This window comes from Peribacillus simplex (genome assembly GCF_001542915.1).
Taxonomy (GTDB): Bacteria; Bacillota; Bacilli; order Bacillales; family DSM-1321; genus Peribacillus; species Peribacillus simplex_B.
Map to the genome: position 1 here is coordinate 171312 of NZ_LNNH01000055.1, position 13802 is coordinate 185113.

Annotated in this window: 14 protein-coding genes and 2 pseudogenes; 1 reads left to right on the forward strand and 15 read right to left on the reverse strand. The window is 42.6% G+C overall.

Annotation, left to right across the window (positions count from 1 at the left end; genetic code table 11):
- Positions 1 to 6 precede the first annotated feature (6 nt).
- The 13 genes from sleB to AS888_RS22535 form a co-directional block, all read right to left on the reverse strand.
- Positions 7 to 858, reverse strand: coding sequence for a spore cortex-lytic enzyme (gene sleB, locus AS888_RS22475; RefSeq protein ID WP_081092572.1), 852 nt, complete (start codon positions 856 to 858; stop codon positions 7 to 9).
- Between the two features lie 126 nt (positions 859 to 984).
- Positions 985 to 1671: a glutamic-type intramembrane protease PrsW gene (gene prsW, locus AS888_RS22480; RefSeq protein ID WP_061144307.1), complete on the reverse strand. Its 687-nt coding sequence runs from the start codon at positions 1669 to 1671 to the stop codon at positions 985 to 987.
- Positions 1672 to 1769: 98 nt separating this feature from the next.
- Positions 1770 to 2735 carry an asparaginase gene (locus AS888_RS22485; RefSeq protein ID WP_061144308.1) on the reverse strand — a complete coding sequence of 322 codons (966 nt, stop codon included), beginning with the start codon at positions 2733 to 2735 and terminating at the stop codon, positions 1770 to 1772.
- A gap of 18 nt (positions 2736 to 2753) precedes the next feature.
- Positions 2754 to 3731 carry a YpdA family putative bacillithiol disulfide reductase gene (locus AS888_RS22490; RefSeq protein WP_061144433.1) on the reverse strand — a complete coding sequence of 326 codons (978 nt, stop codon included), beginning with the start codon at positions 3729 to 3731 and terminating at the stop codon, positions 2754 to 2756.
- Positions 3732 to 3879: 148 nt separating this feature from the next.
- On the reverse strand, positions 3880 to 5157 hold the full coding sequence (locus tag AS888_RS22495; protein WP_061144309.1) for a Glu/Leu/Phe/Val family dehydrogenase: 1278 nt from the start codon (positions 5155 to 5157) through the stop codon (positions 3880 to 3882).
- A gap of 256 nt (positions 5158 to 5413) precedes the next feature.
- The gene (locus AS888_RS22500) at positions 5414 to 5989 is read right to left on the reverse strand and encodes a genetic competence negative regulator (RefSeq protein WP_061144310.1); all 576 of its coding nucleotides are present in this window, start codon (positions 5987 to 5989) and stop codon (positions 5414 to 5416) included.
- Between the two features lie 73 nt (positions 5990 to 6062).
- Complete coding sequence (locus tag AS888_RS22505) at positions 6063 to 6947, reverse strand: MerR family transcriptional regulator (RefSeq protein ID WP_061144311.1); 885 nt, start codon at positions 6945 to 6947, stop codon at positions 6063 to 6065.
- A gap of 99 nt (positions 6948 to 7046) precedes the next feature.
- A complete protein-coding gene (locus AS888_RS22510) occupies positions 7047 to 7862 on the reverse strand; it encodes a metallophosphoesterase (protein WP_061144312.1) in 816 nt (271 codons plus the stop codon).
- Positions 7863 to 7958: 96 nt separating this feature from the next.
- Positions 7959 to 8417 carry a YpbF family protein gene (locus AS888_RS22515; protein ID WP_061144313.1) on the reverse strand — a complete coding sequence of 153 codons (459 nt, stop codon included), beginning with the start codon at positions 8415 to 8417 and terminating at the stop codon, positions 7959 to 7961.
- A gap of 134 nt (positions 8418 to 8551) precedes the next feature.
- Positions 8552 to 9367 carry a LysM peptidoglycan-binding domain-containing protein gene (locus AS888_RS22520; protein WP_061144314.1) on the reverse strand — a complete coding sequence of 272 codons (816 nt, stop codon included), beginning with the start codon at positions 9365 to 9367 and terminating at the stop codon, positions 8552 to 8554.
- On the reverse strand, positions 9345 to 9977 hold the full coding sequence (locus AS888_RS22525) for a CPBP family intramembrane glutamic endopeptidase (protein WP_311316499.1): 633 nt from the start codon (positions 9975 to 9977) through the stop codon (positions 9345 to 9347). Before AS888_RS22525 ends, AS888_RS22520 begins: the two co-directional genes overlap by 23 nt.
- Entirely contained in the window at positions 9961 to 11472 is a 1512-nt protein-coding gene (locus AS888_RS22530) for a RecQ family ATP-dependent DNA helicase (RefSeq protein ID WP_081092577.1), read from the reverse strand. The genes AS888_RS22525 and AS888_RS22530 overlap by 17 nt, the downstream gene beginning before the upstream one ends.
- Positions 11472 to 12536, reverse strand: a complete 1065-nt coding sequence (locus AS888_RS22535; RefSeq protein ID WP_061144317.1) for a YpbB family protein — start codon at positions 12534 to 12536, stop codon at positions 11472 to 11474. The genes AS888_RS22530 and AS888_RS22535 overlap by 1 nt, the downstream gene beginning before the upstream one ends.
- Before the next feature lie 289 nt (positions 12537 to 12825).
- On the opposite strand from AS888_RS22535, the gene AS888_RS22540 reads away from it, so the two are divergent.
- The gene (locus AS888_RS22540) at positions 12826 to 13074 is read left to right on the forward strand and encodes a ferredoxin (protein ID WP_034308087.1); all 249 of its coding nucleotides are present in this window, start codon (positions 12826 to 12828) and stop codon (positions 13072 to 13074) included.
- Positions 13075 to 13306: 232 nt separating this feature from the next.
- On the opposite strand, the pseudogene AS888_RS27185 reads toward AS888_RS22540, so the two are convergent.
- Positions 13307 to 13442: pseudogene (locus tag AS888_RS27185) on the reverse strand (transposase); the annotation flags it as partial.
- Positions 13422 to 13676 (reverse strand): annotated as a pseudogene (locus AS888_RS22545) (transposase); the annotation flags it as partial. The pseudogenes AS888_RS27185 and AS888_RS22545, both read right to left, overlap by 21 nt.
- Between the last annotated feature and the right edge of the window lie 126 nt (positions 13677 to 13802).

A 13802-nucleotide genomic window follows, 5' to 3' on the forward strand; every position in this document is an offset into this window, starting at 1 on the left:
ACCTCTTTACTTACAAAAGATATGTTTTCCGATTTTTTTAATTTGCGGCCTCGACCAAATCCATTTGCTTGTTGCCGTTTCAGGATTAAAGTAATATTCGGCATTGCCGCTCGGGTCCCATCCATTAATGGCATCCACGACAGCTTCTTTTGCCCGTTCGTTCGGGGTCAGCCATATTTGCCCATCCGCAACAGCCGTAAAGGCTCCAGGTTCAAAGATCACGCCTGAAATCGAGTTAGGGAAAGCAGCGCTTTCGACCCTGTTTAAAATGACCGCTGCAACGGCCACCTGTCCGGTATACGGCTCGCCACGCGATTCTCCATAGACCGCATTGGCCATCAGCTGTATGTCATTCTGCGAATACCCTCCAGGAAGATTGGCTGAAGTGCCTGGCTTTGCAGGTTCCTTGCCTGCATTGGCGTTACCTCCACCTGACTTGGAATCATTCCCATTGCCTTTCACCTTTACCTGCTTATCAATATCTACCCCGCCATAATAAGTGAACTCGTTCCCTTTATTAATCTGATCGTGGACGAATTGTTTATTGAAGTTGGAGGCATTCGTCAACTTCTTTTTTGTCGTGGTGCCTCCAAGGCCATCGACCGGCAGCCCGAAATCTTGTTGAAAGTTTCGGAGTGCCCAATAAGTGCCCCATCCATAGACCCCATCAATCTTTCCATGATAGTAACCGATGTTTTGCAAGCGTGCCTGAAGTTCGATGACATCATCTCCAACCGCACCTTTTTGAATGATTTGGCTCGAAAAGGCATTTGTTCTTGTTTCCGGGTAAATTCCGAAACCTATTGTTATACACGAAAACAGCAAAAGCCATTTCCATTTTGACGAAATTCCTTTCATCAAAAACACTCCTCTTTTTCTTGAATTAATGTAATTCTATTTTCTTCTTAACTGTCTTTTTTATTCCAATCCATAAAAAAAACGGAGCGGGCAAAATATGCCAGCACTCCGTTTTGATAATAATGGTCATTTACTTATAAATTGATTCCGGGACAGTTTTTCTGCATGGAAATCTGATAATAGACGGGCCTTTTTCACTTTTTTCATCCCTAACCACCAAAGGTAGATCATAAAGGGCATTATGAAGTATATCCAAAATTTCTGCGACACTAAAATATAGTCATACACGCCATGTAATGCTATCGGGACGATCAATGCCAAAAATAAATAAAATCTATTATTTGAGGATGAAAATTTCGCCTTGCCCAAATAGTACCCCATTATGACACCAAACAAGGCATGACTGGATACAGGAAGCACGGCTCTGATAAAAGCATGCTCCACTCCATTTGCCAGCAAATATAAGATATTCTCCATCGTGGCAAATCCCAGCGATACGGCCGCACCGTACACGATCCCGTCATAGGGTTCATCGAAGGCTACATGCTGGTAAATAACATAAATGAGGATGAACCACTTGAAGAATTCTTCAAGCAATGCTGCCCATAAAAAAGCATTTGCTAAGTCCGTATTCAAAATATGCTCCGTTTCAAGCACATACTGTATGAACATGATCGGCAAAACGAGAAAGACGCCGAATAAAAATGTTTTGACCACAACCGATATCGGTTCGGTTTCATATTGATCCTTCAAATAAAAATAGCTGAGAAGCGCCAATCCTGGCGCAATAGCCGCAGACAACATGACCAGCATTAGCTGACCCTCTTTTCCTCTTCTTTTCCTTAATCGTACCACGTAATGCCGAAAAACTGAATCCAAGAATCGAGTCTTCCAGCATTTATTTTAACGCGTCAGTACTTAAAGAAGGTTTCATCTACTGCGTTTTCACTTGCCAGCACGACAGCCAACTTGATTCTTGCCTTCTTGCTATCATAATCGGCACCCAAAATCACGCCGCGCTGCTTCAAATCAAAGGCGCTGCCTTCATAATCATAGGCTGGGTAAACCTTGCCTTCTTCAGCGCTTGTGGTCATGACGATCGCGATCCCTTGATCGATCGCAGATTGAATCGATTCCACCATCTCCGGCGTAACCTGACCCCTTCCCACACCCTCAAGAACGATCCCCATCGCACCGTTCTGGACTGCCGACTCGATAAAAATCCCATCGGCTCCTGTATGGCATTTGATGATATCCACTCTCGGAATGCGATTTTGGGTCTGATAATGCTCCCTATGTAAAGGTTTTTGATAGATGCTGACGACATCGTTATCAATGATGCCCAAATACCCGTAGCCAAAGGATTCGAACCCTTGCAAATTGGAGGCATGCACTTTTTTCACGTATTTTGCTGAATAAATCCGCTCGTTAAATACGACAACCACACCCACATCCTTGAGAAGCTCGCTAGCAGCACATAATATCGAATTCCTTAAATTCGAATATACATCCGTACCGACTTCTTTTGGAGAGCGCTGTGATCCGGTTACCACAATCGGGCGCCGATCATTATTCGTGATATCAAGGAAATATGCCGTTTCCTCCAATGTATCGGTTCCGTGAGTCACGACGATCCCGGTAACTTCCGGGTCCTCCAACTCCTTCTGGATGGCAAGTCTTAGCTGTTCCATTTTCCCAAAAGACATGGACATGCTCGATATCTGGAAAAGGTCAACCACTTTAACCTCGATATCGTTGGGTAATTCGCAAGTTGAAGCCAATTCCTGCCCGCTTAACGCACCAGAAGCCAGCATTCCGTTTGTCGTTTCTTTACTGGCAATGGTTCCGCCAGTCGTTATTAATGATATTTTCTCCATACTCCTGTAAGCTCCTTTTCATTCCGTTTCATTTTCTTTAACGGTCAAATGATTGGCGATCAAGCCTCCATGGAATCTGCCGTTTTCAATGAAGATTTCGTTAGCATTATTGCCTGCCGCAAGAACTCCGGCAATATAGATTCCTTTAACGTTCGTCTCCATCGTTTCTTCGTCATAATCCGGCCTTCCCGTAACCTTATCAATATTTATGCCCATAGAAGCTAAAAAGGAATGGTCAGGATGGTATCCGGTCATCGCAAACACGAAATCATTTTTTATCGCCTTTTCCTCTTCGCCTACATGATATATGACGCGATCTTCCGTGATTCTGTCGACATTCGCCCCAAATTCCATCTTGATTGTTCCATTGCGGACCAATGCTTCGAATTCAGGGAGTATCCAGGGCTTGATGCTTGGGGAATATACTGTACCCCTATAGAGCACTGTCACTCTTGCACCGGATTTGACCAGCTCAAGCGCCGCATCTACACTTGAGTTTTTACCGCCGATCACTGCCACATCACAATTAAAGTAAGGGTGGCCTTCCTTGAAATAATGAAACACTTTCGGAAGCTGTTCGCCGGGAATGCACATATAATTCGGGTGATCATAGTATCCCGTTGCGACAATCACCTGCAAGGCTGAATAGTCGCCTTTAGAAGTCTTGACGGAAAATTTCCCATGTTCCCGTTTCTCCACCTTTTCCACTTTTTCGAATGTATTGACACGCAAATCTTTCCTTCTGACAACCTCCCGATAATAGGCCATCGCCTGGCTGCGGACCGGTTTCCGGTTTTCGATAATAAAAGCAGTATCTCCGATTTCCAATTTCTCGCTTGAGCTGAAAAAGGTTTGATGTGTCGGGTAACGATAAATCGAATCCACCACATTGCCTTTTTCAATGATCAGGGACTGTATTCCCGCGTCTTTAAGCGCGATTGCAGCAGCCAATCCACAAGGGCCCCCACCTATGATAATGACTTCTTCCACATTCATTTTCACTCCACTGCCTTTCCATACACTTTGTAATTCGTTCATCTAAAATAAAAACTCCTATCAATACATGATAGGAGTTTTTACAAATCATTTCAATGATAAAGCAATGAACATGACTTCTTCTATGAGCATGCCTGATTGGAATCTTTTAGATCCAACCGCGGAAGCGTGAAGCTTCAGCCATTTTCCTTACACCGATCATATAGGCGGCAAGGCGCATATCAACTCGTCTTGATTGTGCAAGTTCATAAATATTGTTGAAAGACTTGACAAGGATTTTTTCCAATTTCTCGTCCACTTCTTCTTCAGACCAGTAGTATCCTTGATTGTTTTGTACCCACTCGAAGTAAGAAACCGTCACGCCGCCAGCAGAGGCCAGGACATCAGGAACGAGCAGGATGCCACGATCCGTTAGGATTTGTGTCGCTTCAATTGTCGTAGGTCCATTTGCTGCCTCGACCACGATCGAAGCTTTGATATCCGCAGCATTTTCTTCGGTGATTTGGTTTTCGATTGCAGCAGGAACTAAAATATCACATTCCAGCTCAAGCAACTCTTTATTCGAAATGGTGCTTTTAAACAATTTGGTTACGGTTCCGAAACTATCTCTCCGGTCAAGAAGATAATCGATATCAAGACCTTCAGGATCATGAAGGGCACCGTATGCATCGGAAATCCCAATTACCTTAGCACCGGCATCATGCATGAATTTAGCTAGGAAGCTACCGGCGTTACCGAAACCTTGAATGACGACCCGCGCTCCTTTAATATCGATGCCGCGCTTCTTGGCAGCTTCATTTATGCAAATCGTTACACCCTTGGCCGTTGCAGATTCACGTCCATGTGAACCGCCAAGGACAAGGGGTTTGCCTGTAATGAACCCAGGTGAGTTGAATTCATCCATGCGGCTGTATTCATCCATCATCCAAGCCATGATTTGAGAATTGGTAAAAACATCCGGTGCCGGGATATCTTTAGTCGGCCCGACAATTTGGCTGATTGCGCGAACATAGCCCCGGCTTAGCCTTTCCAGCTCTCGGAAGGACATATTACGAGGATCACAAACGATACCGCCCTTACCTCCGCCGTATGGCAAATCCACGATACCGCATTTTAAGCTCATCCAGATGGATAATGCTTTCACTTCACGTTCCGTTACATTTGGATGGAAACGGATACCGCCCTTTGTCGGCCCTACGGCATCATTATGCTGTGCCCTATAACCGGTGAAGATTTTTACCGTGCCATCATCCATGCGGATTGGCATTTTCACTGTTAATAAGCGCAAGGGCTCCTTCAATAGCTCATAAACTTCCTCCGGGTAACCAAGCTTGTCCAAAGCTTTATGTATGACAGTTTGAGTGGACCTCAATACGTCATGTTTTTCCTCTTCATTTACATGGCCATTGCCTTTTGCCGATTCCATTAAAAGTACCTCCTAGAAAATCTCATACATATATTAAAATATAATAAACAAATAGTCCTCTTCATGGCTAGTATACACCTTCGTTATATTTATGCAAGAGTAAAAACGGGAAAATTAAAGTTGGAAATATTCAAAAAATGAAACCGTTATCATAGCGATTGTTTCCCCAATCATTTCTCCATCCAGAAGGTAAGGCAAATAAGGCAAATCGCTCGGTTTTCTTCGATGTGCCTTCCTTGCCTCCTTCTTTTTTCCGTTATCTAAAGTGTGAAATCAAAACATCTATCGCTTCGTTTTCGATGATACAGGTTCCATATTCATTGATGCGGCACAGAGTGAGCGTTGAAGCATGGCCATACTCGGCAGCTAAGGAAATGACCATGTCATAAGTGGTATCTTTGACATTTTCGATAAGTAAGTAATACCTGCCCTCATAATGATAAAGGTTACTTTTCAGTAAGCCTTGCATGGATAATCTATGAGATAATTGGACAATATCCTCAAACTCATCAAAAACATATAAAATATGGGGGAAATCGTCGATTTTCACCTGCAAATCCAAGAATTCTTCTTCGTCAGTCAATAATTCTTCTTCATCCTTCGTCACGATGATGATCAGTCCTTGGGCAGGCAGGGAAAAAATTTCGATTGCAATGGAACCACTCATTTTAAAGCTGAGTTCTTCGCACGCTTCTTCGACCATATCCTGAAACAGCTTGTGGACCTTTAAAGAATTCCCTAAAATATCTTCTTTGGTAATACCTCTATCAATTAAATCATCAAGGGTCAAAAAAATCTTGATTTTATTATTAGTTAATCGCTCCAGCTTCATAAAAAAATGCCCCCTGGTTACCATCTTCATACATCATATGAAGCCTTGGTCGCAGGGTGCATATCCATTATACCTAGAGCCATTCCTCCCATTCCGATTGCGTGTCACCCATCAAAACGCCGCAGAAGGCTGCACGCGTTTCTTCGGGTATAAGGCTGAGCGCCGCTCCACCAAGACCGATCTTTAAATCCGGAATGTCGCTTTTTAACGCCTCAACAAGCTTGAGTGTCGCTTCAAGGTTTTCTTGCTGTGAACATGACATGAATAGGTATCGGGGCTTTATGATATTCAATACTTTAAAAAGGTCTTTATCGGCAACGGATTCCCCCAAATAAATGGTTTCGTATCCCTTACGCTTCAAGAAAATGGTGAAGATCAAAAGACCGAACTCATGCTTTTCACCAGGAGCGCAAACAGCAAGCGCTTTTGGAAGAAAACCATTGGTCGGTATCGTATGCATGACGGAACTGATCCTTGCTTTTAAAATGTTCGAAGCAAAATGTTCGTGAGCGGAGGTGATTTCTCCATTTTCCCACTTATCGCCTATTCGGACCAGTATCGAACCAAGGACATCCACTATCGTATGCTCGATTGTATACATGCTGAAGGCTTGGCTAATCAGCATCTGGGCTTTCGTTTCATTGAAATTCAATAACGCTTCGATCAGGTCATCCGCTAGCTTGATCGTTTGCTCATCCTTCCGGCTTTCCGTTGATCCACTATCTTCAGACCCGGTGTTTTCAAGAAGAGAAACGGCTTGACTTATTGTGAAGCCTTGATTCGTTTTATTGATGAGCCATTTAAGGGTTTGCAGATGTTTTTCTGTATACAGCCTGTGGCCTGACTCATTCCTGACAGGTTCAATGAATTTATAACGCCTTTCCCATGCCCTTAGAGTCCCCGGCTGTATGTTTAGCAGTTTTGAAACCGCCTTTATATTATATTTACCTTCTTGCATGGTTGTACAAGGCCTCCAATAGCTGAACGTTCATTTATTGAAATTATAGTGGATTCTTTTTCGACTGTAAAATCCCGATATGCCGGCTAAACGAAACCTTTAATAGGACTTTTCCATCGCTTCGCCCATTTCAGTCCGTTTCCCCCTCTTCAAGGTGACTAGATGTGTTTCAGGCCTTGCCGCAAGCCTTAAAGGCACAGTGCTTGTCCCGTAACCATTGCTCGTCATATACAAACAATTCCCCTCTTTTTTTATGCCGCCAAGCTGATAAGGTCCATAGCCGAATATACGGATTTGTCCGCCGTGGGTGTGCCCTGACAGAACAAGGCTGATGCGGTGTTCCGGAGTGAGCTGTTCCTTGACCAACGGGTTATGGCTCACCAAAATCCGAAATGGCTCATTTTTGCAATCAGAAAGGGCGAGGTCCAGCCTATCCCGTTCTTCCGTGATATCATCAATGCCCAGAAGAGCAATTTCCCTTCCTTTTGTAGATTCGAATGAAACAGCCGTATTATCGAGGATTTTCACTCCATGTTTCAGAAGCGTCGCATCCAGTTCATGGAAATCTCCTTCATAGTCGTTATTTCCCCATACAAAATAAAGGGGGCCAAGTTCTTTCAATTTCGAGAGGTTCTCTTCCACTCGAGCAAGAGGCACTCCGCCTTCCCTTATATCGCCGCCGATAATCACCAAATCGACCCCGCCGCGGGCACCTGCAATCAATTGATCCGAAATGATCCTCCGATGTAAATCCGATATGAAAAAAATCCTCATGTCGCCAAACCCTTCAGGGAAATCATTGAAATATAAGTCTTGAATAATCAGCCTATCTTGCTTGGCAATTCGCCACATGTAAACGATCAAGGCAAATGCCAGCACCATGATGATAAAAAATAATACAGATAACCATAACATCTATCATTAAACCTTCTTTCCATCCTAAGCCTAAGAGTTACCTTCATGTAACCATAAAATCATGACACCCGCAATTATATATCGTTTAATATGCCCTTATTTATTTTCATGGTATAAATTTATATCAAAATTTTTCTTCATCATTTCAAAAACCTTATGGCGGCTCTTCCATTCATCCTCTTTTTCCCATAGCTGCTTGCTTTTATTTATGATTTCACAGCGAAGGAGCTGAAATTCCTTTTCCGCCTTATCCAGCTTCTTCTTAACCAATACCATATATCCATATAGCCCAATCGCTGCAGCCAAGAATAGGAAATGACTGAAATGGTCGACGAAAACACTGAACATCGTGAAAAAAGAATAAGAATAAGGGACAACAATATAAAGATAAAGATAAATAAAAAGAAAAGCGACAGCAATCATGGTAGCCCATAAAGTTTTTAGGTGCTTCCTTTTAAGCGCCTCGAACTTTTTTTTTCGGTCCACGACATTTTGCAACATTTGCTTTGTTGCTTGATCCGTCTTTTCATCCAATAAAATGATAGTCGATTCCATCTTTTTTTCCTCCTTCACTCTCTCCAAACATGATATGAGTCTGTCCAGGAAAAAATGATAAAGCGGCTATCCATCACATGTTTTTAGCTGCATATGAAAAAATAACACCCTGCCAATAAGGCAAGGTGTTATCGTTATTTTTTGATCGGAATTTTCAAAACCTGCCCTTTGGATATTTCATTGCCATTCAGTCCATTCCACTCCTGGATAAGGGCAATGCCTTCCTGGGATTTGTAATAATTCATTGAAATCCGGAACAGGGTTTCCTGTGGTTGAACAGTATGTAGGACAACCTTATATTCATCCTTATCTGGTTTTTCGGCTTGAGCGTTTTGGGCTACCTTTTTCTTTTCTGCGGCCTCCCGCTTGGCTTTTTCGTCAGCCAATTGCTGAGCCCTTGCCTTTTCTTTCGCTTCCTGCTCGGCTTTGGCCTTATCTTTCGCCTCCTGCTCGGCTTTCGCTTTCTCTTTCGCTTCCTGCTCGGCTTTGGCATTCTCTTCAGCTTTTTTCTTAGCTTGTTCCTCTTCCTTAGCCTGTTGCTTTCGCGCTTCTGCCTCCGCTTTTGCCTTCGCTTCTTCTTTCTCTTTCTTCGCTTCGGCCTTCGACGGTTCTTTTTCATCATTGCCCTTTAAATCCTTTGCAGTGGCTGTAGTCGGAATCGTTTCCTTTGCATCCTCACCATTTTCAAAAACGATTTGGTCAGTTTTCGGATCTTGGACCGGTAATTTCTGAAGATATGAATAAAGGCTGTAAAACCCAATCGGAAGTAAAATGAAAAACAACGCCAATGCCTTGATGATCGGAAACTTGAACTTCACCTTACTTTTTTTCTTTTTATTTTGGTGAGTTTTACTGCGCTTAGGCATTGACTTAGCTTTGTGGCGTTCAACCCGCGAACGAAGTTCACCCGCCTGATCGTTTTCCTTGTCACTCTTTTGCACTCGATTCATTCAAGTCACCCCCCTTCTTGCCTAACTCTTTTTGCTTTTTGTTCCTAATTAAAACACCCAGAATAAAGTCAATCAAAAAATGGGCCATGATCGTCACGATGATATTATCGGTCCATTCATATAAAAAACCGATAAAAAAGCTCAAAACCAATACATTTAAAAATAAGAACCAATTAAACAAGTAACGATAATGGACGGCTGCGAAAATGATGCTCGTCCATAGCAAACCAAAATGGGTTTGCAGCACTCCGCGAAATAATAACTCTTCACTTACCGCAACCACTGTTGCAACGACAAATATCAACGAATATGGCAAATGGCTGAAAATGCGTTCGTTGATTCCCCCATCATCCTGATAGGAAGGGGGTGTCACTTTCATCAATATAATATCCAATACCACGACGAGGGCTCCAGCGGGAACACCGATTAGCAAAATGTTAAGGTCATTTAAATTAAATAAGTCGAAAAATGCGGAACGGTCTTCAAATAAAATAATACCTAAAAAAAATGCTAACGTTAAGAGAATAATTTGTGTAAGAAACAAATTTTGGAGCAACTGCTTATCTGTCAGTTGTTTAATTAATTCAGCCTGCTTATTTTTCATTCCCATTTTCCTTTTTTAATAAAATGAAAGCCAGTTCCTCTTTCCATGTGGAATAGGAATGAACCTGATCATGCTTGACATCGGGCCATGCATCAACCATTTTTTGCGCGTCCATTCCACAGTAGTCACAGCATTGCGGGTTTACTATTTGCTGCTTTTCGTCAAAGTAATCCAGTACACCTATGCGCCGGCATTCCTTTGCATGAATCCAATTCAAGAACCTATGCAGCTTTTCTTGATTGGCGGACTTTCGCTTTTGGCAATATTGCTTCATCTCCGCCACTTGGTGTAACGGATTTTCATTGGCTGTCATGAGCTGAGTGAAAAAACGAAGCTGGATTTCGTTCAAGGAATAGGCTTGCGAGAGCTGTTCTTTTTCAGGAAGGGTGCAATGGGACAGCGTCAAGCCTGAAGCGCCCAAGTACGAGCATACCCCTTCAATTTGAACATCGGTCGGCAATTGTTGCTCCATCAAATGCAGCGGAAGTCCTTCATCGCCATCACTATATAATAAAATGGCCACGCTTTGCTTCCGATCCCGCCCTGCTCTGCCTATTTCCTGAAGGTATGCCTCCATTGTCGATGGCATATGAAAATGGATGACATATCTGACATCCGCTTTATTTACTCCCATGCCAAAGGCACTTGTCGCACAGATAACTTTCAACTGACCGGAAATGAATTGCTGCTGAATCAGCATCCTTTGTTCCTGCTCCATCCCGCCGTGATAATAATTGACACTATCTATTCCATTTTCCTGAAAAAAACCAGTGACTGCCTCGGCCACTTTTTTAGATGAAAAATAAATGATTCCACTGCCGCTGAATTTCCTCACTAGCTCCAATGCTCGTAGTTGCTTCTCTTCATAGCTGTGCATACGTTCGAGCAGTATCGTAATATTTTCACGGTCTACGGATGAAACAATTTCCTCTGCCTGCCCGATATTTAGCTTACTTACGATGTCCTGCCTGACTTCATTGGTTGCCGTTGCTGTCAGGGCCAGCGTTAACGGATCGTTCAGCTCCCGCCTCACTTCACCTAATTTCAAATAATCCGGACGGAAATCATAGCCCCATTGCGATATGCAATGCGCCTCATCAATGACGAACAACCCTATTTCGATTGATTTCAAGGACTGAATCACACCGTCAAGGCTGAGCATTTCAGGGGATAAAAAGATAAACCGGTACCTATGTAACCGATCGAATGCCATCCTTTTTTGGTTCAGCGTCAAAAAAGAATTGAGTGTCAAAACGCTTTTTTCACCATTCATTTTCAACTGATCTGCCTGATCCTGCATTAATGATAATAACGGGGAAACAATCAGGACAGTTTTATTCAAAAGATAGGCAGGCAACTGATAGCATAATGATTTACCAGATCCGGTGGGCAGCATCGCCAATGTATGGCGGCCGGCCAACAAAGATTCAATCACTTCTTTTTGCCCCGGTCGGAATTCATCAAAGCCGAATTTATTTTTGAGATAATGTTCCATATTCATCATTGGTCACCCATCTTCGCGAGTATAAGCCTGATCTGGAAAAAGCTTATTTCTTTATTATCGACCATCTGCTTGATTGCCTTTAGCTTTTTTGTGCCAAGTTCCGTGATTGCTGCCGCGATATCACGTTCATCCTCGAGCGACACATAATCGGCTATCGGAAAACTTTTATCCGATAGCACGATTTCGACGAGATGATCTTCAATGGTATTTTGCTTCAGACGGCGTATTTCAGCGATTTCCCCCATGCTTCTTCCTGCCTGCAAGTATTGCAACGTCGTTTGCGTAGATTGGGTCAAATGAGGGTTCCCGCCCCTCTTCCAATCAAATGTCAACGACGCCAAAAGCGGATGATCCGCTCCATCCCCCAATTCAGCAAGCAATTGATGCAACGAGTCAAGAAACATGAACCGCACGTATTCTTCTTCCGCTGCTTTCCTTTTGGCAATCTGTTCAAAAGTCAGGCCAATCCTGTTTACCCCCGTTAATTTGAGGATGAATATATCCTTTTTCAACTCACTTTGCGCTTCCAATAGCGAAACCAGCTCTTCATATAGATGCATCGCAATCAAACCGCGGTCCTGACGATTCGTATGTAGGAATTCCTTTACGAAATATTGGATCTTAGGGCTTCGCTGTATCGGATAAAAACGTCTTTCATTGTGGACAATATGGGATATGGTTTGAATGAGCAAATTTAACCTGCCCCAGAAGACAGGGGTGATATTTTGATATTTCCAGCCATTCAGATAGGTTGGAAACGGATTATCGAACAAATATCCGGCTAGTGTCTCCTCGCCATGTTCACTAATTTCATAGGCATCCGGTTTATCCGTTGGATCAATCAGGCCATCGTTAAGGAATTGTTCTATGTTTTGATTTAACTGCTGACGGGTAAATACAGGCATCGTCCCAAATATATTCGTTAATCCGAATAAATGGGCATCCTGAATCGTTTGTGACGACTTCTTCCCCTGCAGCATATGGTATATAGCATAAATGGAACGCTCGCCTTGAAATTTTTTTATCGCATATAGAATGATTGCCTGTAGATAATTATTCATGGGACTCACATCCTTATTTCATCGATCCGTAAACCCTATTGTAACAAAAAACAGCAAAAGTCGCCGTTTTTATTGCTTAATATAAGGAAGAAATTGTGACTATATGACGAAACAAGGCGAGAGTAAAATGAAATATCAGAATGTTTTCCATTGACATTCCGCTCTATGATAGTTATTCTCAATACAATTTCTATTGAAAAGTTTGGCATTGGGTCTTACAATAAGAAAGAGATAATAATCTGGATAAAAAGATTATCAGTTGTTAAACAACTTAGGAGGGGTTATATTCATGGCTAAATTTACGATTGTGGATAAGGAAACATGCATTGCATGCGGGGCTTGCGGAGCGGCAGCGCCGGATATATATGATTATGATGACGAAGGGATTGCTTTTGTTACCCTTGACGATAACGAGGGAATCGTGGAAATCCCGGATGTACTTATAGATGACATGATGGACGCATTCGAAGGATGTCCAACCGATTCCATTAAAGTTGCCGACGAGGCCTTTGACGGAGACGCACTGAAATTCGAATAAAGGTACAAGCCATTTTCAGACGAGAATGGCTTTTTTTATTTGCACCGCTTCCCCTTTTGGGAAAGCGAAAAAAAAACCGGATATCTCTGTGGTTTCAGTTTGTAGACAAAAGGGGTTCGGAATTTAAAAATTCCGAGCCCCTTTTGAAATTCCCTTTGAATTTTCTCCTATAGTTAAAAGATTGGGGCTCTACGAGCCCACTATGTTAGGCCATTTTTGGACCTTGTCATGACCAATTGGTCATCTTCTTTACATTCATGGCAGCGAAAGTAAGCATCGCCTGCATCGACAATTTTTCAAGTCCCCTTAAAGTAGTCCAACGCATGCTTTTCTTTTGCATCTGCGAATACACGATCAATCGTTTCACGCAAGGAAGGAATACCGAAGGTATATTGAATGAAAGTCAGTTTCAATAATATAACGGGATTAATACTTGGGCGTCCTACCTCTGAATACATATCTTTCACCAAGTCATAAATGAAAGTGAAGTCCAATGCAGCCTCAATTTTTTGAACCAACTGGCTCGGTCGCACCAGTTGATCTAACGTAATCATTTCAAGTTGATCTCGCAGAATAGAATCATTTTTAGAAAGCAACCTCATCACCTCAAGTTTTAATCCTTCTATTTTAGTACAAATTTAGTACAAAAATGACTCTAGGCAAAAGTGTTCTAACTAAAAGGTAAAACAAAGTTGGTTGGAACGGAAGGTGCGAGACTCCTGCGGGAA